General features: G+C 60.5%; 15 protein-coding genes and 1 pseudogene. 11 read left to right on the top strand and 5 right to left on the bottom strand.

Annotation, left to right across the window (positions count from 1 at the left end; genetic code table 11):
- Positions 1-181 precede the first annotated feature (181 nt).
- From ACTIEN_RS15210 to ACTIEN_RS15200, 3 genes and pseudogenes are all read right to left on the bottom strand, one after another.
- Positions 182-532, bottom strand: a pseudogene (locus ACTIEN_RS15210) (TRAP transporter large permease subunit); the annotation flags it as partial.
- The gene (locus ACTIEN_RS15205) at positions 507-962 is read right to left on the bottom strand and encodes a hypothetical protein (RefSeq protein WP_439523998.1); all 456 of its coding nucleotides are present in this window, start codon (positions 960-962) and stop codon (positions 507-509) included. The pseudogene ACTIEN_RS15210 and the gene ACTIEN_RS15205, both read right to left, overlap by 26 nt.
- Positions 955-2,166 (bottom strand): ROK family transcriptional regulator, encoded by a 1,212-nt coding sequence (locus tag ACTIEN_RS15200; protein WP_439523997.1) that lies wholly within the window; start codon positions 2,164-2,166, stop codon positions 955-957. Before ACTIEN_RS15200 ends, ACTIEN_RS15205 begins: the two co-directional genes overlap by 8 nt.
- A gap of 61 nt (positions 2,167-2,227) precedes the next feature.
- Between ACTIEN_RS15200 and ACTIEN_RS15195 the strand changes: the two genes are divergently transcribed.
- The 5 genes from ACTIEN_RS15195 (at position 2,228) to ACTIEN_RS15175 (ending at position 8,921) form a co-directional block, all read left to right on the top strand.
- Entirely contained in the window at positions 2,228-4,495 is a 2,268-nt protein-coding gene (locus ACTIEN_RS15195) for a xanthine dehydrogenase family protein molybdopterin-binding subunit (RefSeq protein ID WP_439523996.1), read from the top strand.
- The gene (locus tag ACTIEN_RS15190; RefSeq protein ID WP_439523995.1) at positions 4,492-5,418 is read left to right on the top strand and encodes an EamA family transporter; all 927 of its coding nucleotides are present in this window, start codon (positions 4,492-4,494) and stop codon (positions 5,416-5,418) included. The genes ACTIEN_RS15195 and ACTIEN_RS15190 overlap by 4 nt, the downstream gene beginning before the upstream one ends.
- Positions 5,419-5,732: 314 nt before the next feature.
- Positions 5,733-6,764, top strand: coding sequence for a Bug family tripartite tricarboxylate transporter substrate binding protein (locus ACTIEN_RS15185; protein ID WP_439523994.1), 1,032 nt, complete (start codon positions 5,733-5,735; stop codon positions 6,762-6,764).
- A gap of 85 nt (positions 6,765-6,849) precedes the next feature.
- Positions 6,850-8,361: a tripartite tricarboxylate transporter permease gene (locus ACTIEN_RS15180; RefSeq protein ID WP_439523993.1), complete on the top strand. Its 1,512-nt coding sequence runs from the start codon at positions 6,850-6,852 to the stop codon at positions 8,359-8,361.
- Positions 8,358-8,921 carry a hypothetical protein gene (locus tag ACTIEN_RS15175; RefSeq protein ID WP_439523992.1) on the top strand — a complete coding sequence of 188 codons (564 nt, stop codon included), beginning with the start codon at positions 8,358-8,360 and terminating at the stop codon, positions 8,919-8,921. Before ACTIEN_RS15180 ends, ACTIEN_RS15175 begins: the two co-directional genes overlap by 4 nt.
- A gap of 34 nt (positions 8,922-8,955) precedes the next feature.
- On the opposite strand, the gene ACTIEN_RS15170 is transcribed toward ACTIEN_RS15175, so the two are convergent.
- Positions 8,956-10,728, bottom strand: a complete 1,773-nt coding sequence (locus ACTIEN_RS15170; RefSeq protein ID WP_439523991.1) for a thiamine pyrophosphate-binding protein — start codon at positions 10,726-10,728, stop codon at positions 8,956-8,958.
- A gap of 212 nt (positions 10,729-10,940) precedes the next feature.
- Here ACTIEN_RS15170 and ACTIEN_RS15165 point away from each other — a divergent pair, with 212 nt between their 5' ends.
- The 6 genes from ACTIEN_RS15165 (at position 10,941) to ACTIEN_RS15140 (ending at position 17,332) form a co-directional block, all read left to right on the top strand.
- Positions 10,941-12,137, top strand: a complete 1,197-nt coding sequence (locus ACTIEN_RS15165; protein WP_439523990.1) for a cupin domain-containing protein — start codon at positions 10,941-10,943, stop codon at positions 12,135-12,137.
- Positions 12,138-12,142: 5 nt separating this feature from the next.
- Positions 12,143-13,609: an ethanolamine ammonia-lyase reactivating factor EutA gene (locus tag ACTIEN_RS15160; RefSeq protein ID WP_439523989.1), complete on the top strand. Its 1,467-nt coding sequence runs from the start codon at positions 12,143-12,145 to the stop codon at positions 13,607-13,609.
- Positions 13,610-13,612: 3 nt separating this feature from the next.
- Positions 13,613-14,125, top strand: a complete 513-nt coding sequence (locus ACTIEN_RS15155) for a tripartite tricarboxylate transporter TctB family protein (RefSeq protein ID WP_439523988.1) — start codon at positions 13,613-13,615, stop codon at positions 14,123-14,125.
- 83 nt (positions 14,126-14,208) lie between these two features.
- Positions 14,209-15,153, top strand: coding sequence for a Bug family tripartite tricarboxylate transporter substrate binding protein (locus ACTIEN_RS15150; RefSeq protein WP_439523987.1), 945 nt, complete (start codon positions 14,209-14,211; stop codon positions 15,151-15,153).
- 71 nt (positions 15,154-15,224) lie between these two features.
- Entirely contained in the window at positions 15,225-16,730 is a 1,506-nt protein-coding gene (locus ACTIEN_RS15145; RefSeq protein ID WP_439523986.1) for a tripartite tricarboxylate transporter permease, read from the top strand.
- Positions 16,727-17,332: an SAM-dependent methyltransferase gene (locus tag ACTIEN_RS15140; protein WP_439523985.1), complete on the top strand. Its 606-nt coding sequence runs from the start codon at positions 16,727-16,729 to the stop codon at positions 17,330-17,332. Before ACTIEN_RS15145 ends, ACTIEN_RS15140 begins: the two co-directional genes overlap by 4 nt.
- A gap of 17 nt (positions 17,333-17,349) precedes the next feature.
- Here ACTIEN_RS15140 and ACTIEN_RS15135 read toward each other — a convergent pair whose 3' ends face one another.
- Positions 17,350-17,676, bottom strand: coding sequence for a non-heme iron oxygenase ferredoxin subunit (locus ACTIEN_RS15135; RefSeq protein ID WP_439523984.1), 327 nt, complete (start codon positions 17,674-17,676; stop codon positions 17,350-17,352).
- Positions 17,677-17,741: the final 65 nt, after the last annotated feature.

Genomic DNA, 17,741 nt, shown 5'->3' with positions numbered 1-17,741 from the left:
TGACCAACGTAGAGGCCACGATGGCCCAGAATGATGACAGCATGATCGAATAGCCGTTCAGCAACATGCTGATGAAAACGGGCAGCGGTAACAGAAGGTACGAATTCCGAAGGATCGATACCCAGTCCGTCACTGAATCCGCATTCCGAAGGATCGGGATCTTGCGTTTGGCTGCTTCCTTGCGGTAACCGCTCTTGCGCATGAGGGGAATGGAAATCGGACCAGTTGTCAGGACATTTGCCAAGGCAGTCCCCGAGATCATGCCCATCAGGCTGGATCCCACCACAGCCGCTTTTGCAGGACCGCCCTGCATCCGTCCGGTCAGCGCGGTGGCAAAATCCATCAGCACCTGACCTGCGCCGGTTTTCTCCAGCAAGGTGCCCAAGACGACCACGCCGGTCACAAAAGTGGCGCTGACTCCCAGGGGGGTGCCGAATATCCCACCGCCGCCCAGATAGATCTGGGAGGCGACCCGCTTGAGCGAATAGCCACGATGCGCAATTGGATCAGGCAGGTGCTCCAAACAGTCCATAGCAGATGAACAGGCTCGCCAGAATGACGATGGGCCATCCGTTGGTGCGGCGGCAGGCATCGAACAGGGCGACAACAATCATTGCGCCCAGCACGATTTCAAAGGATGTGATCGACCCGTAGCGGTTGTTGATCGCGTCGAAATTGAAAAGCTGATGCCCGGTCGCAATCGCGCCACCCGACAACGCCGCAATGATCAAGACACTGTTGGCGTTGACTTTGAGACCGCCTTGCGCGGTGTCGGTGCTGTCAAACGTGGCTTGAAAAGCCATCGCGAAGACAAGAAACAGGACAAGCAACAAATGCGCGCTGCGCTGGATGCCATCCGGAAAAACACCAAAAAACGCGGTGCACAATGTCAGTCCAACAAGCAGGACCGCTGATGTCGCTATGATGAAGGGGAGAATCCCGAGTCGCAGGGCGTTACCCATATGTTGCATCCGGGGATTGCTCTGCTGCGCGTGCGAAACGATCGTAATCAAGCCGCTCGGAGTAGCACAACGCATGCAAAGCAAGCAGGGCCGCAGCCTCGACGGACGAAATCGTTCCAGGGACCAAAGTGTAGGTGTTGGCTTTGTCGTGATCGAACTGCGCGACCAGCGCATTCTTTACAGATCCGAAATAGACGTCGTTTGAACCTAGATACCCGCTCAGGATAATCATCTTGGGCCGGAGGAGGTTGCCGATGAAATCCAGTGCTGGTGCGATCTGGGCTCCGGCTTCCGCGACCAGATAGGCAGCGTTTTCGTCTTTCAGCACAGCCAGAAGAGACGCGGCATAATATGACAGCTTTGAGGTGTCGAATGTCAGATGGTCCAGTTTTCCCATCCGCGACAGAATGCCGAACCCCGTGGCCGACAGATTGAGGCAATCACGCCGTCCGCAGGTGCAAATGAGCGGGCGTTCGGCGGACCGGACATGACCCAATCCGCGTGATACGCTGGCATCGCCGCGGACAAGTTTGCTGTCCGACACGATACCGGCACCCACAAATGTCGCCACATGCACGAGTGTGAAATCGGCCACATCGCGCGCGGCCCCAAAGCGCATTTCAGCAATCGCGAGGGCATTGCTGATGTTCTCAATCTCGACCGGAAGATCGATGATCTGCTGGATTTCGCGGCAGAACTGCCCATCGTCATGTGCCCAGCCAAAATATTCCGAGGCAACAATTTCGCCGCGTTCTGGTGATGTGAGGGCCGAAAGGGCCACGCCGACTCCCACGATTCGGTCAATATTCACGCCCGAGGACTCGATCAGTTCGCGCAGGGCATTTGCATAGAACCGGGCGGCTTGTGAAACGCTGTCAAGCGAGACGTTCTCAAGTCGGAAACTTGCGCAGAGTTGGCCGTCAGCGTCGCAGATTGAAACCTCCGAGTGATAGGCCGAGACGGTGATGCCCACGGCGAACAGCCCATCTTTTCTGATGCGAAGGCCGGTCTTGGGCCTGCCGACATGTTTTTTTCGGGCTTGATCGTCAGCGTTGCTTTCTTCGATGATTTCGGCTGACAGCAACTCTCTGACAATGCGGGTCGCAGCCATTTCGGAAAACCCGCAAATGCGTGCGAGTTCCGCTCTTGATATCCCCGGTTCTGCCTGGATGCACGACAAGCGGAAACCGGCGGTGTTCGTCACGCATGGTCTGTGACATCATCGACTGGAGTGTTCCGTTATGTGAAACTGCGTTCTGAAATCGATGATTGCTGGCGCCTCCTGCGCTATTTTTCAAAAAACAGATACAGGCACGGGACACAAAATGACCGGGACAGGATTTCAGCGATTTGAAGATCACAGACTCACTACCGGTTCAGGGGCGTATGTTTCAGATTTTGTAACTCCAAATACGCGCTTTGCTGGTTTCGTTCGGTCGGATGTTGCGTCAGGTCTGCTCGATGATCTGGATCTCTCGGATGCCCGAAGCATGCACGGTGTGTTGGCTGCATTTGATGCGAGCGACCTTCGAAACGCCGGTTTGACCGAGATGACCCACGAACCCTTGCCCCGCGAGGACGGTGGGAAAGCGGGACATTATCCTCAGCCTATTTTGTGTGACAATCGCATCGTGCATCTGGGCGAGCCATTGGCGTTGATCGTCGCGAAAGATCGTGCTGCCTTGGCGGATGCGATAGAGGCTGTAGCACCGGAGATCAGTGAGACAGAGCCATTATCCGGGCGCGCTTTTCTGCGTCGCTTTGGCGATCCTGCCGCTGCCGAGGATGCAATGACCAACGCGGTGCATCGCAAGCGGATCGCGCTGAATGTGCCGCGAATGACGGCTTTTCCGCTTGAGCCGCGCGGTGCGATTGCCACGCCGGATGGCGCGGGTGGGCTGACATATCGGTCAAGCACGCAGAACCCCTTTGCCCTGCGCGCCCAGCTTGCCGAGCATCTTGGCATCGCGCCCGACCGAATACGCGCATTGGCGCAGGATGTCGGTGGGTCCTTCGGATTAAAAGGGTTCATGGCGCGTGAGGATGCCGCGCTTGCATGGGCTGCTCTGACCCTCGGAACCGAGATTGCCTGGTTGCCGACGCGATCCGAAGCGATGCTCGCCGATGCGCAGGGCCGTGGTGTGACAGGCGAGGTCGAAATCGGTTTGGATGGCGATCTGCGCATCCAGGCCGTGCTGGCGCAATTCAGCATTGATTGCGGTGCCTATCCCGGTCGGCGTGCATATGGTCTTATGAATAATGTGGGCGGGTTTTGCGGGGTATATGACATCCCCGCCATCGGTGTCGAGATCGAAGGTCAGCTAAGCCCACGTCTGCCGCTTGCCCCGTTTCGCGGTAATGGCCGACCGGAAGCGACCCATGCCATCGAACGCGCGCTCGATGCAATTGCCCGCGATCTACAGATTGATCCTGTGGATCTGCGGCGTCGAAATCTAATTGTGCCGGAACAGATGCCAATCACCACGGGGCTTGGGAAAAGCTATGACTGCGGTGATTTTCCAAGGGTGATGCAGGCAGCCCTGACCCTGAACGGCGACACAGAGTCCCGACGGGCAGCGGCAACCGCGCGGGGGCGTCTGTTCGGTTTGGGTCTTGCGAATTGCATTGAATCCGCCGCGGGACCAAAACCCGATTTTGCGCGCGTCACTGTGCAGGGCGATGGAACGGTCCTTATTGCTCCGGGTGTGATGTCGGTGGGGCAGGGACACGAGACCGGCTTGTCTCTCATGGCAGCCGAGCATTTGCAGATTTCCCGCGACCAGATCACCTATGTCAATGGAGATACAGAGGCGCTGAGCCACGGGCGTGGAAGCGGTGGGTCTTCGGGGCTGGCGGTGGCGGGATCAGCGCTATGGCGCGCGCTTGAGGCACTGGTCCAGGAAGGTCGCGGTTTGGCAGCACACTTGTTTGGCTGTTCCGAAGCCGACGTGACCTTTCGTGACGGCGGCTTTCATAGAGATGGAAGCAACGAAACCGCCACCATTGGATCGCTTGCCGCTCAGAACGGAGGGCACTGGAGTGTTGAGCAAAGCTTTACGCCCGATCTGGCGGTTTTCCCGAACGGCACACATCTTTGCGAAGTCGAGATTGATCCTGAAACCGGAGAGGTCGCCGTAACGCGCTATGCGGCGGTAGAAGATGTTGGCCGGGTGTTGAACCCTGTTCTGGTCGAGGGGCAGTTGCATGGCGGAATTGCGCATGGGCTGTCCCAAGGGCTGGGTGAAGCCATCGCGTTCGACGACACGGGGCAGTTGTTGACCGGGTCGCTGATGGACTATCGGGTGATCCGGGCCTCTGACATGCCGCCGATTCTATTGGATTCCTGCGAAGTGCCCACAGATCGAAATCCACTAGGTGTCAAAGGCGTTGGTGAGGCCGGGACCGTAGGGGCCGTTGCGGCGTTTGCCTCTGCCGTCAGCGATGCTTTGGCACAAGCGGGTGTGTGTGACTTCGATCTGCCCGCCACGCCAAACCGCGTCTGGACCGCCTTGCGAAACGTTCAGCACGGATGATCGACTGGATTTCAGCTTTGCCGGGCCCGGTCTTTGGCCAAGGGCTCGCTGCGGCTTCGGCCACGGCTTTTGCCTTTGCCAATAATTTTGTGTCACGAACAACCGCATCGGGAGGGGACAAAGGCGTTACCTTTTCGGTTCTTGTCACGATGGCCTTGTCGGCAGTGCTGTGGCTCTTGTTTGAAAGTGGGGGTGCTGCTGCAATATCGTTCGATTGGCGGGCCTTTGCCCTCTTTGCGGTCGCCGGTGTGCTTGCCATGGTCTTTGGGCGGACTCTGGTTTTTGAATCGATCCGACGGCTGGGGGTCAGTCGATCGACCGCGGTCAAACGTCTTAATCCATTCTTTTCTGTCATTCTGGCTGCGCTGTTGCTGGGCGAGGCAGTGACCCGGCTCGACATGCTGGGTATGTTGGCCATCGCTTTGGCGTTTGGAGTGCTGATCCGGGAAAGTATGGCCCGTCAGCGCGTGGATGCGCCTCCGAACCCGCCTCCGACTGCATATCTTTTCGGGGTGTTCGGTGCGCTTGCTTATGCAGCGGCTTATGTGGCGCGCAAGGCGGGACTGGATCTTTGGCCGGCCCCGGCCTTGGGCACATTTCTGAGTGCCGCCACGGGATTTGCTGCGTTCGCTGCCTTGACGTTGGTCTCATCCCGCCATCGGTCAAACTTTACCGGGATGTTCCGGCATTTGGATCGCTGGATATTTGCAGCAGCCGTCATGGTTTCGTTGGGGCAGATCCTTTTGTTTGCCGCATTGGCATATGAGTCGGTTTCGACCGTGGTGATGATTGCATCACTGGAAATTTTCGTTTCGATTTTCCTGTCCGTTCTGATCTTCCGTTCCGAACGCACTCCGGGACCACTGATCTTGCTCGCCGCGGCGCTGGCGATGGGCGGCGTTGCCTTGGTCGCGATTGAATAGAATTCTAGAAAGCGAATAAATCGCGGGCAGGGCGCGAAACTTGGTTCTGTTATGTGGGACGCTGTCCCATTGACGGAAATGATCTTTGACACTTAACATTTCCAGACGTGCGACAGACTTCGTATGTGCCAAGGCAGGGAGGCCTTTGGCGAATGACGTAGGCAAAACGTGCCCGACAGGCCAATCGAAGAAAGTTCGTGCAAGAGACCAATCGTGACGGCGCAGATTTGCGTGGTCATTGGGAGAGAGCGCCCTGAGACATGCGCGGACCACGATCCGACATATGTTTCATTGAGGCCAAAGGGAGGAAGACAATGAGAAGAACGTTTCTGAAGGGGCTTGCGGCCACCGCGATTGCGGTCACGGGCCTTGCCGGGGCAGCGACTGCGCAAAGCGCGGCTGAATTCTATGCGGGCAAGTCGATCGACTGGATCGTGCCCTACGAGCCGGGTGGCGGGTATGACGAATACAGCCGTGTGATCGCTCCATACATGGAAAAATACACCGGCGCGCGCATCGACATCGTCAACATGCCGGGTTCCGGCGGGATGAAAGGTGCTGTCGAGATCTTCAATGCACCAACGGACGGTCTGACCATCGGGATCATCAATGGTTCGGCGATGATCACCAACGAACTGGCCGGGATCGAAGGTGCCGACTACAAGGTTGCGGACTATAACTTCCTTGGCCGGATGGTGGCTGACATCCGTGTGATGGTGGCAAGTGCCGGCAGCGGCATCACGTCGATCGAGCAATACATGGACAATGGCCAGGCCGAGGTCATGGGGGCCACCGGTCTTGGTGGCTCGACCTATGTGGACGCGGTCATCGTCGGTGACGTGTTCAAGATGGACCAGCGGGTTGTCCACGGGTTCAACTCGTCCTCGGACATCCGCACGGCAATGCTGCGCGGTGACGTTCAGGCGATGTGGGGCTCTCTTGGCTCGGCGCTGTCGGGGATCGAAGATGGCGACCATGTCGTGATCCTGCATTCCGAGGCCAATCCGACCGGCGTTCTTGAAGGTGTACCAAGCGTGTTCGATCTTGCGGCCAACGCAGAGGATTCCGACTACAAGATCAAGATCCTGCAAGGCTGGGAAGGTTTGTCTGCGGTGGGACGTCCGGTTGCCGCACCTCCGGGTGTGCCGGAAGACCGTGTCGCGTTCCTGCGTGACGCGTTTGAAAAAGCAATGAACGATCCCGAGTTTGTCGCGGGTGCCGTGGAAAGCAAACGTGAGCTGTTGTTTGCGAGCGGTGTTCGCACCGGCGAACTGGCCAAGGCGGCGACCGATCTGGACGAAGCGACACGCAAGTTGTTTATTGCGGCGATCAAGGGCGAGATCTGATCTCGCCTGCTGACAGTCGGGGCGCGTCGTGGCGGCCAGCCAGACGCGCCCCGGCTTCCTTATCCTTCACATTCACAGGTGTGCCATGACTGTCATCGAAGGCATGATAAGCGGATTCTACCAATCCATCAGTCTTGCCGTTCTGCCCTATCTTGCGGTTGGGTCGCTTTTTGGCCTGATTATCGGGGTCATTCCGGGCTTGTCCGGCCATTTCGCCATGGCGATGGCGGTCACGTTCCTGTACACCATGGAGCCCGGTCCGGGCATTGCCTTCCTTCTGGGCGCACATGCGACCGTGGCGCAGGGGGGCGGGCTGACCGCGATCCTGTTCTCGACCCCCGGCACCGGCCAGAACGCCGCCACCTTGCTGGATGGCCCGCCGATGCGCGACAAGGGTGAGGCCGGGGTTGCTGTTGGTGCGGCGATGGCCGCCTGTTTCCTTGGTGCCACCTTCGGCGCGGTTGTACTGGGCCTGTTGATTCCGGTCCTGCGGGAGGTCGTGCTGTTCTTCGGTCCACCCGAGGTTTTCGTGCTGGCGTTCCTTGCACTGACCTTTGTGGCGATTCTGGGCAAGGAGGATCTGACCCGAAGCCTGATTGCCGCCATGCTGGGCCTGCTTCTGGCCATGATCGGTGTGGACAACGTGACCAACGCCCAACGCTTCACAATGGGGTCCGACAATCTGGCCGACGGTTTGTCGCTGGTGCCGGTGATCCTTGGGCTGTTCGCGGTGGCCGAGATGATCGAGCTGTTCAAACGCGGCGGCGCATTGGCGCGGTACACGCCCAAGTCGCTGTCGGCGGGTGACACGCAAAGGCAGATCTTCAAGGGCATCGGTCTGGCGTTCAAGAACTGGTGGCTGGTGATGCGCTGTTCGGCCATCGGCACCACAATGGGCCTGATCCCCGGCCTGGGATCTGCGCCCGCGGCCTTTGTTGCCTATGGCCATGCCAAGCAGACATCCAAGGACAAGGAGAGTTTTGGCAAGGGCAACGTGGAAGGTGTGATTGCGCCTGAAGCGTCCAATGACGCGGTCGAAGGTGGCGCACTGGCCTCGACCATCGCCTTCGGCATCCCCGGATCGTCCTCGATGGCGATCCTGCTTTCGGGATTGTTCATCCTTGGTCTGGAAACCGGGCCACGAATGCTCAACAACAATGTCGACATCATCTTCATCATGATCTTCACGATCATCATCGGCAACCTTATCGGCACGATTGTCGGCATGTGGCTGGTGAATCCGCTAAGCCGGGCAACCTCGATCACGGCGGAATTCATGGTTCCGGCCCTTCTGGCGGTGATCGTGACCGGGGCGTATGCCGGGTCCGCGTCGGTCTTTGATATCGGTGTGGCGCTGTTCTTTGGAGTGCTGGGCTACCTGATGAAGATCCTGAACTATTCGCGTGCGGCGATGCTGATCGGGTTCGTTCTGGGCTTTGCGGTGGAAAAGAACCTTTACCTTGCGCTGCTTCTGGATGGACCGTTCTTTGTCTTCCAGCCGATCCCGATGGCGCTGGCCGCGATCACAATCGTGTTCCTGGCGGTGAACATCTGGTCGATGATGCGTGAACGCAAGAACCGGAGGGCACAGCCATGACCGACACTTCGCAGACAAACCCAACGAACGTGGATCTGGACGACACCGTCAAGGCCACCGTCGCCGAAGAGCGTGCCAACATGCTGACGCTTGAGATCGTGTTCCTGGTGGCCGTCGGTCTGGTGGTTCTCGTGGCCTTCTTCGAGGCGCTGACCTACCAGCTTGTGTCGGCGCGCACGCCCTTTGTCATCATGGTGCCGCTGTTCATCCTGATCGCTGTTCACGCGGTGCGTCTCTACCGGCGGCGCGAACAGGCCGAGGTGGGAGAGCGACTTGGCATGGCGATCAGCGGCAGGCTGCCCGGTCTGAACAAGGTGATGATGATCACCGTCAGCCTTGTGGTGATGCTGGTCGTCATTATCGGGCTGGGCCATTACATCGGGTTGGGGACGTTCTGCTTTCTCCTGATGTGGCGGCTCGGGGGTGTTGCGTTCGGGCGCGCCGCGCTGGTTGCGCTGGGAACGCTATTGGCGATCTACCTGATCTTCGAACTGGCCTTCGATCTGGAGCTTTATCGCGGTCTGCTGTTCCGCTGGATGGCCGGGTATCGCGATTTTTGACCAATTGGTAAAAAACGGGATCAGAGGGCGCGGCTCAGGCCGCGCCCTTCGTATCTCTGACGGCGGCATCCTCGCGCCCCAGTCGCCCGTCGGTCAGCACATCGACCAGGCAGGGGCGACCGCTGTCCAGAACCTTGACCGCCTGCTTTAGAACATCGGCCAGAGCGTCGCTTGTATCGATCGGGCCAAACGCCTCGATCCCCTGTGCGCGGGCCAGACCGGCAAAGTCCGGGGCGGGGTCATCCAGCCGTTGACCGATCCACGCATTTGCCGGGTTGCGCCCACGCGCAAGCGCCACGCGTTCCTGATGCAACTCGTCGTTCATGTAGCTGCGATTGTTGTTGATGAGGAACATCACCGGCAAGCGGTATTTGGCCGCTGTCCAGAGCGCGTTGACCGACATCAGCGTATCGCCATCGCCCAGCGTGCCGATGACCAACCGCCCCGAGCCGTGCAGCGCCAGCGCCGCACCGATACAAAGACCGGGGCCAGAGCCGACACCTCCACCGCCATCCTTGCCCAGAAAATCCAGCGGATGGTGATGCGGCCAGAGATCGACCGGCCAGCCACGCGCAAGTGCGGGGAAAGTGACAGGCCGATCACCCACCGCGTCACGCAGGGCGGTCGCCATGTCACGCAGCGTGATACCCGGCGCGGTTTCGGATTTTGACTTGGGTGCGGGGATGTCAGGTGCGGGGGCGGTTTCGTCGGGCAGGTTCGCCAGCAAGCCTGCGACCGCAGCATCGGCGCTGCAATTGAGGTCGATATCCACGGGTGGCAGCGCGAAATGTTCCTGCCCCCAACCGCTGTGCAACTGGTGGTCCAACCCGGCATGCAGCACCATGGCCTTGGATGTACCGGCTCCGAACACCTGTTTGAACAATCCACCAAGGTCTATCCAGCCCAGTGACAGGATCACATCCGCGCGTTCCAGAACAGCCTTGCCCGCGCCGTGCACGCGATTGAAGGGTTGGCCCACATGGTAAGGGTGGTCGGTTGGCACCATCGCCCCTGATTTGAGGTCCGACAACAACGCCGCGCCCGTGCGTTCTGCCAGCGCGACGCGGGCCTGCATTGCCTCGGTTGTGCGCGCCCCACGTCCGAAAAGGATCACCGGGTGTGTCGCGGTCTGCAACGCCTTGACGGCCTGCTCAATCGCCGCCGGATTGGGGGCCGCTTCGGGCAAAGGCGCAAATCGCGCCGGGTCGGGCAGGGCAGGCGGTGCCGCCAGCGGCGTTTCCTGGTCCCCCGCATCGAGGTTGACATAGACCGGACCACAGGGCGCGGTGTTGGCAATCTTCCAGCCGCGCAGCATCGCTTCGGGAATGGCGGCCACCGAACCCGGCTGATCGTCCCATTTCAGAAAGGCGCGCACCAGCGCCGCCTGATCCTGCGCGGTGTGCAGCCAGTCGATCCAGGGTCGTCGTTCGGCGGCATCCATCGGGCCGGTCGCGCCAAGGATCAGCATCGGCACCCGGTCACAGAAGGCGTTGAAGATCGCCATGCTGGCATGCATCAGCCCGACATTGGAATGCACCGCGACCGCCATCGCGCGTCCCGTGACCTTGGCATAGCCATGCGCCACCGCGATGGCGTGTTCCTCGTGGGTGCACATGATGATCTCGGGGGCGTCGTTGCCCAAGTGGTTGACCAGACTGTCGTGAAAGCCGCGATAACTGGCACCGGGGGTCAGGGCGATATGTTTGATGCCCAACCGTCGCAGCATCGCCGCCGGAACATCCGAGCCCCAGGCGATGGACTCATCCACCGGCCCCTCGACCGGTTCGGCCTTCCAGTTGCGTGTCATGTCACTGTCCATCGGATGCCCTTCATATGTTGGTTGCGATGACGTTAGGGGGCGTTTGCGCCGACTGTCAAAAGCGCGCCGCAGGCGCGGAACACCTTTCGTCGTAATGTTCCTTTATGCGGAAAGGCATTCCATTCTGTTGACGGCGCGCGCCGAAACGGGCAGATTGACGGCACGCAATGACGGGAGGGTCGCGCAGGATGCCACATGACATGGACGGAGCCGTTCACTGGCACGAACCGACGCGCGGCGAACGCGCGGGCTATGGAAAATTCGGCCAGCCGCAGACGGATTACGACCGCTTTATGGAAGAAGACGGAATCCCGGTCTTTCGGGGCGTCGGGATCTCGAAGGTGCAAAACCTGCCGTTGATCAACTGGCCCCGCATGGGTGGGCGCGGCCATTACATTCAGTTGCACGGAACCGAAGGCAAATGGGGCGCCTATGTCGTCGAAGTGCCCGCTGCCGGGGCGCTGAATGTCGAAAAGCACCTCTATGAAGAGATTTTCCTCGTTGTCGAAGGGCGTGGCACCACCGAGGTCTGGCTGGAAGAGGGTGGCGAAAAGCACATCTTTGAATGGCAGACCGGGTCGATGTTCTCGATCCCGGTCAACGCTTATCACCGCGTCGTCAATGCCACGAACAGCCCGGCTTTGCTTCTGGCCGGAACAACCGCCCCGAACCTGATGAACCTGATCGGGGACAAGGGCGCGATCTTTGACAATCCGTATCAATTCACCTCGCGATTCTCGGGTGAACGGGATTTCTACAAACCCAATGACGAGCTTGAACCCGATCCGATCCGGGGACTGGCGATGCGGCGCACCAATCTGGTGCCGGATGTGATGAACTGCGAATTGCCGCTCGATAACCGGCGCTCGCCCGGCTATCGGCGGGTCGAGCCGTTCATGACCGGAAACAAGTTCTACCTCTGGATCGGCCAACACGAGACGGGCCGCTATTCCAAGGCCCACGCGCACACGTCGGCGGCGATCCTGATCTGCGTCAAGGGCAAGGGATATACCTATACCTGGCCCGAGGAATGTGGCGTCAACCCGTGGAAAGACGGGCATGGCGACAAGGTCAAACGGGTGGATTACGAACCCGTCGGCATGGTCAGCGCCGCCCCCGGTGGCGCGCGGTGGTATCACCAGCATTTCAATACCTCGTCCGAGCCGTTTCGGCTTAGCGCGTGGTTCGGGCCACACCATCCCAGCATGGTCACGGGCCTGCCGCCGGGCGAGAAACAGATCGACTATACGGCGATGGACGTCACCGAAGGTGGCACGTCGATCCCTTATTGGATGGAAGACCCCCGCATCCGGCAGGAATTCGAGGATCACATCGCAACATCCGGGGCCAAGAGCCGGATGGATCCGGCGCTTTATGAAAGGCCATCGGACCAGTGAGTGCGATGTTGTCCATCCCTGAAGAGACCGATCCCGGCGGGCGCGTGTTCTTTTCGGGCGCGGACAGATCGCTGGTCGAAGAGGACGAGATCCAGTTGGTCTCGGTCGGGATCGACATCGGGTCGTCCACGTCGCACCTGCTGTTCTCGCGCATCACGCTGGAGCGGATGGACACGCGCTATATCGTGGCGGCGCGCGAGGTGCTGCATGCGTCGGATATCCTTTTCACACCTTATGTGCAGGGCGAAGACATCGACGCCGACGCTTTGGGCGACTTCATCGACGACGCCTACGAAGCGGCGGGAATCGGGCGGGGTGACATCGACACCGGCGCGTTGATCCTGACCGGGGTTGCCTCCCGCCGCCGCAATGCCCGCGCCATTGGCGAGGTTCTGTCGGCGGAGGCGGGCAAGTTCGTGGCGCTGTCGGCCGGGGATTCGCTGGAAACCCTGATGGCCGCGCATGGATCGGGCGCACGGGCGCTGTCCGAAGAGGGCGGTCCGGTGCTGAATGTCGATGTGGGCGGCGGCACGACCAAGGTGGCCTTGTGCGACGGCGGCGAGATCGTGGCGCGCACCGCGCTCGATGTGGGGGCGCGGTTGCTGGCCTTTGACGACACGGGCCGGATCACCCGGCTGGAACCTTTCGGCGCGCGGCATCTGTCGGATGCTGGGCTGACGGTCGGGAAGGGCGAAATTCTGGGCGTGGCGGACCGCGCGCATCTGGCGGGTGTGATGGCCGACCGGATCATCACGGTTCTGGCCGGCGGCACGGCGGAGGGGCTGATGCGACTGCCTGGATTGCCCAATGCGCCGCTTGCGCCGCGCATTGTCGTGTCGGGCGGCGTGTCGGAATATCTTGAGGCCGGAACACCGGGCGACGATCTTGGCTTCGAGCTGGCCCGCGCGCTGGACAGCCGGATCGCGGCGCAGGGCTGGCCCCGCATTGCCGCGCGGCAGGGCATTCGCGCCACCGTCGTTGGGGCCTCGCAATACACCGTGCAGGTGTCCGGATCGACGATCTTTCTGGACCCGCCAGGCATTCTGCCGCTGCGCAACCTTGCCGTCATCGCGCCGGATCTTCCACTGGATGACGAAATCGACGCGGATGCCTGTGCCAAGGCGGTGCGTGATGCGCTGGCGCGGCTCGATCTGAGCGGGCAACCCGTTGCGGTTGCTGTCCCGTGGCAGGGATCGGCCAGCTATGCGCGGCTTGCTGCCTTGGCGCGCGGGTTGGTGAAGGGATTGCGCGATACACTGAAGGCCGGGCATCCGCTGGTGTTGGTCTGTGATGGTGACATCGGCGGGCTGCTCGGGATGCAGGCTCGCAGCGAAGAACATGTGCCCGCGGCGATCATCTCGATCGACGGGATACGCCTCTCCGAGTTTGATTTCATTGACATCGGCGACGTGATCCGCGCCACCGGGGCGGCGCCGGTGGTCATCAAGTCGCTGTTGTTCCCGACGGAGTAGACCATGACAGACCCGATCATCGCTCCTGCCAAAGTCCGTTCGATCTGGCCGCCGCTTGTGCTGTTTGTGCTGGCCGTGGCCTATACTTGGGGCGCGCAAGAATACGGTCGGGTGCCGCGCCTGATGCCGACATCGGTGGGCATCGCCATGGCGATCCTTGCCGTGCTCGACCTGGTGTCGCGCTTTGATAAGGCACCGGGACGGGCCATTCAGGTGACGCTGGGCGCGGATTTCCGCAGCCCCGAGATGAACCATGATCCGGAACTGCACCGTGAATTGCTGATCGTGGGTGCGATGCTTGGCTGTGTCGCCTCGATGCTGGTCATCGGCATCCTGCCCACCATTCCGATCTTCATTGCGCTTTACATGCGCCTTTGGGGGCGACGGTCGTGGATCTCGTCGCTTGTCACCGCAGTACTGGTTCTGGCCTTTGTCGTCGCGGTGTTCGAACTGGCGCTGGGCACGACATTGTATCGCGGGCTGGTTTTCGATCCGCGCGGACTATCGCGGTGGTGATCCACCGTTCCTGACAGACAACCAGAATCCGTAAGGCACCCCGCCAAGCGGACACACCACACACAGAGAGGAGACCAAGACCCATGTTGAAACCCATCCTGACAGGCCTTGCTGCAAGCGCGTTGGCCGTGACCGGCACAGCCGCCTTGGCGGAATGGCCGGAAAAACCCATCACCTTTGTCGTCCCCTACAGCACCGGTGGCGGCTTTGACGCCTATGCGCGCGCCGTGGCGCCCGAGATGGAGAAGATCCTTGGCACCGAGGTGGTGATCGAGAATATCGACGGCGCCGGGGGCCAGAAGGGCGCCAGCACCGTCTACCGGGCCGATCCCGATGGCTATACCATCGGCATCCTGAACGTTCCGGGCCTGACCGTTCCGCAACTTCTGGGCAAATCCTCGGGCTATGACCTGACGGACATCACCTGGATCGGCAACCTTGCCACCTCGAAATATGCGCTGGCGGTTCAGAAGGACAGTGAGTTTCAGAGCCTCGAAGACCTGTGCGGCCTTGGCCGCCCGTTCAAGCATTCCGACACCGGCCCGGCCTCGACCTCGTCGGTGACAGCGCGGATCGCCATGGCCAGCATCGACTGCCCGATCCTGAACGTCACAGGTTACAAGGGATCGGCGGACACGATCATCGGCCTGATGCGCGGCGAAGTCGATGCCACGATCAAGCCGATTGCCGGTTTGACCAAGTATACCGACGATCTGCGCCTCCTGATGACCTTTGAGGATGAACGCAGCCTGCCGGATGTGCCGACCTCGACGGAACTGGGCTATGACAACTTTGCCAATTTTACCCTGCGCCGGATCGTCGGGGCACCTCCGGGTCTGCCCGAGGACATCCGCCAGAAGCTGAGTGAAGCCTTGGTCGAGGCGGCCAATTCGGCTTCGGCGATGGAATGGGCAGAGAGCACCAACAATCCGCTTGATCCGGTTGGTTCGGACGCCGCCAAGGCCATCATGAACGAGATGATGGATTTCTACACCGAGTACCGGGACGTGCTGGAAGAAAAGTCCTGATCCTTCGGCCTTTCAATCACAACCGCGGCGGCGCCTGGCCTCGCCGCGGTTATCTTTAACGCGAGGATGCCATGGGTTTCGACCTGTTGTTGGATGCGGCGGCCACTGTCTTTACCAGTGGGTCGATCATCTACATTTTCATCGGCGTGGCGCTTGGGCTGTGCTTTGGGGTCATACCGGGGCTGGGTGGGACAACCGCGCTGGCGCTGTTGATCCCGGTGACGTTTTCCATGGACCCGCTGGACGCGATGTACCTGGCGGGCGGGGTGATGGGGGCCACGTCCTTTGGCGGCTCGATCACCGCGATCCTGCTCAATACGCCGGGCACCGCGCCCAATGCGGCGACAACGTTTGACGGCTATCCGCTGGCCCAGCAGGGCAAGGCGGGGCTCGCCATCGGAGCCTCTGCTGCGGCTTCGGCCATGGGGGGATTGATCGGACTGTTCACGTTGCTGCTGGTCATTCCGGTTGCCCGCGAACTGGTGCTGGCTTTTGGTCCGGCGGAATTTTTCCTGCTGACCATCCTCGGCTTGATCGCCATTGCCGTATCGGCGCGCGGCAAACTGTTGCGCGGGCTGATCGCGGGCGGGTTGGGGCTGATGCTGGCCTTCATCGGCTCTGACACGGTGTCGGGTGAATTGCGCTATACCTTCGATACGGATTACCTTTGGGATGGCATCCCGCTGGTGCCCACGCTGACGGGCATGTTCGCGCTGAGCCAGATGATCGAGTTGGGCCTGAAAGGCGGATCGGTTGCGGGCAAGGCCGATGCCGCCACGCAACGCATCTCGGGTGTCTGGGAGGGTGTTCTGTCGGTCTTCAAGAACTGGACCGTTCTGCTGCGCGGGTCTGCCATCGGGACAATCATTGGCACGATCCCCGGTCTGGGCGGTACGGTTGCGTCCTTCATATCGTACACTTCGACCGTACAAGCGTCGCGCGACCCCGAGAGTTTTGGCAAGGGCAATATCCTTGGCGTCATCGCACCCGAGGCCGCCAACAACGCCAAGGATGGCGGATCTCTGGTGCCCACCGTCGCCTTCGGCATTCCGGGCAGCGCCGAAACCGCGCTCTTCCTCGGCATCCTTGTTCTGCATGGCATCGACCCCGGACCAACGATCCTGATCGAGAACCAGCGCGAGGTCTATGGCCTCATCATGGCGCTGACCCTGTCGGCAGTTGGGGCGTCGCTATTGGGGCTGATCTTTGCCCGTTGGCTGGTGCTGATCACCCATGTGAACGTGCATGTTCTGGTGCCCGTGGTGGTGACGGTGTCGCTGACCGGGGTCTATGTTCTGGACGGCAAGCCGGCGGATGTGATCCTGGCGATGGTGATGGGGGTTGTCGGCTACCTGATGATGCGCTTCGACTATCCGCGCCTGACCCTTGTCATCGCGCTTGTGCTGGGGGAAACTGCCGAACGGTCGTTCCATCAAACGCAGATGATTTCGGATTATGACATGCTGGGCTTCATGGCGGGACGTCCGCAATCGCTGATCCTGATTGTGCTTATCGTCTTTACCCTGCTGCTGCCCAGCCTGCGGCGGACACGCATCCTCAAGAGGAACTCCGCATGAGTGACTTTGACCGCTGGCAATCGCGCTTTGCCGCCACCGATTATGTGTTCGGGACCGAACCAAACGCCTTCCTCAAGGCCGAGGTACACCAGTTGGAGCCGGGAATGAAGGTGCTCTGCATCGCCGATGGCGAAGCACGAAACGGGGTCTTTCTGGCCGAACAGGGAATGCAGGTCACCAGTCAGGATTTTTCGCCCAACGCGCAAACCAAGGCGCGGGCATTGGCGAAAAAGCGCGGCGTGACGCTGAACTTCGTGTTGGCGGACATCACCGAATATGACTGGCCGGACGGAACATATGACGCGGTTGTCGGTATCTTCTTTCAGTTCCTCGCCCCGGATGCCCGAGACGACGTATTTCGCGGCATCCGCCGCGCTGTGCGTCCCGGCGGGCTGATCCTGATCGAAGGGTATACGCCCAACCAATTGGACTATGGCACCGGAGGGCCGAAGCAACGTGAGAACCTTTATACCGAGGCGTTGCTACAAGAGGCGTTCGGCGATCTGAGTGCGTGCGAGATCCGCGCCTACGACTCCGAAGTTCAGGAAGGGGCCGGGCATTCCGGCATGTCGGCGCTGGTCGATCTGGTGGCCCGCCGCTAAGGACGGGCCAAAAGGTATCAGTCCTGAGGAGTTTCGATCACCACGGCGCTGTCATGGTCCACCACCTTGTAGGTCTTGAGCTTGAGCACGCAGGGCGGGGCCACCACCTCGCCGTTGCGGATGTCGAACTGGCCCTGATGGAAATCACATTCGATCACATGGCCTTCCAGATAGCCCTCGGACAGTTCGCCGGGGCCGTGGGTGCACATGTTGTCGGTGACATAAAACCGGTCACCCACATGGTAGACGGCCAATTCCAGATCGTCGGTTTCGACCTTGATGACCTCGCCATCGCCGACATCGTCCTTTGCGCATAGCTCGATCAGATTGCTGGTGTCTGACATGACCTCTCCCGTGTTCGGTTGCTGCCAACTGGTTAGCGGAACGATGTTCCACATGCAAGAAATGG

It is taken from the genome of Marivita sp. (assembly GCF_051859345.1).
GTDB lineage: Bacteria > Pseudomonadota > Alphaproteobacteria > Rhodobacterales > Rhodobacteraceae > Marivita.
Note: the sequence above shows the minus strand (reverse complement) of the source record. Positions and strands in the feature narration are given on the sequence as shown.

Bases quoted from the DNA above. Each gene is read 5' to 3' on its own strand.
- ACTIEN_RS15140 (WP_439523985.1), top strand. From the start codon at position 16,727: ATGAGTGACTTTGACCGCTGGCAATCGCGCTTTGCCGCCACCGATTAT.
- ACTIEN_RS15190 (WP_439523995.1), top strand. From the start codon at position 4,492: ATGATCGACTGGATTTCAGCTTTGCCGGGCCCGGTCTTTGGCCAAGGG.
- ACTIEN_RS15135 (WP_439523984.1), bottom strand. From the start codon at position 17,676: ATGTCAGACACCAGCAATCTGATCGAGCTATGCGCAAAGGACGATGTC.
- ACTIEN_RS15165 (WP_439523990.1), top strand. From the start codon at position 10,941: ATGGACGGAGCCGTTCACTGGCACGAACCGACGCGCGGCGAACGCGCG.
- ACTIEN_RS15185 (WP_439523994.1), top strand. From the start codon at position 5,733: ATGAGAAGAACGTTTCTGAAGGGGCTTGCGGCCACCGCGATTGCGGTC.
- ACTIEN_RS15180 (WP_439523993.1), top strand. From the start codon at position 6,850: ATGACTGTCATCGAAGGCATGATAAGCGGATTCTACCAATCCATCAGT.
- ACTIEN_RS15160 (WP_439523989.1), top strand. From the start codon at position 12,143: ATGTTGTCCATCCCTGAAGAGACCGATCCCGGCGGGCGCGTGTTCTTT.
- ACTIEN_RS15175 (WP_439523992.1), top strand. From the start codon at position 8,358: ATGACCGACACTTCGCAGACAAACCCAACGAACGTGGATCTGGACGAC.
- ACTIEN_RS15170 (WP_439523991.1), bottom strand. From the start codon at position 10,728: ATGACACGCAACTGGAAGGCCGAACCGGTCGAGGGGCCGGTGGATGAG.
- ACTIEN_RS15145 (WP_439523986.1), top strand. From the start codon at position 15,225: ATGGGTTTCGACCTGTTGTTGGATGCGGCGGCCACTGTCTTTACCAGT.
- ACTIEN_RS15150 (WP_439523987.1), top strand. From the start codon at position 14,209: ATGTTGAAACCCATCCTGACAGGCCTTGCTGCAAGCGCGTTGGCCGTG.
- ACTIEN_RS15155 (WP_439523988.1), top strand. From the start codon at position 13,613: ATGACAGACCCGATCATCGCTCCTGCCAAAGTCCGTTCGATCTGGCCG.
- ACTIEN_RS15195 (WP_439523996.1), top strand. From the start codon at position 2,228: ATGATTGCTGGCGCCTCCTGCGCTATTTTTCAAAAAACAGATACAGGC.
- ACTIEN_RS15205 (WP_439523998.1), bottom strand. From the start codon at position 962: ATGGGTAACGCCCTGCGACTCGGGATTCTCCCCTTCATCATAGCGACA.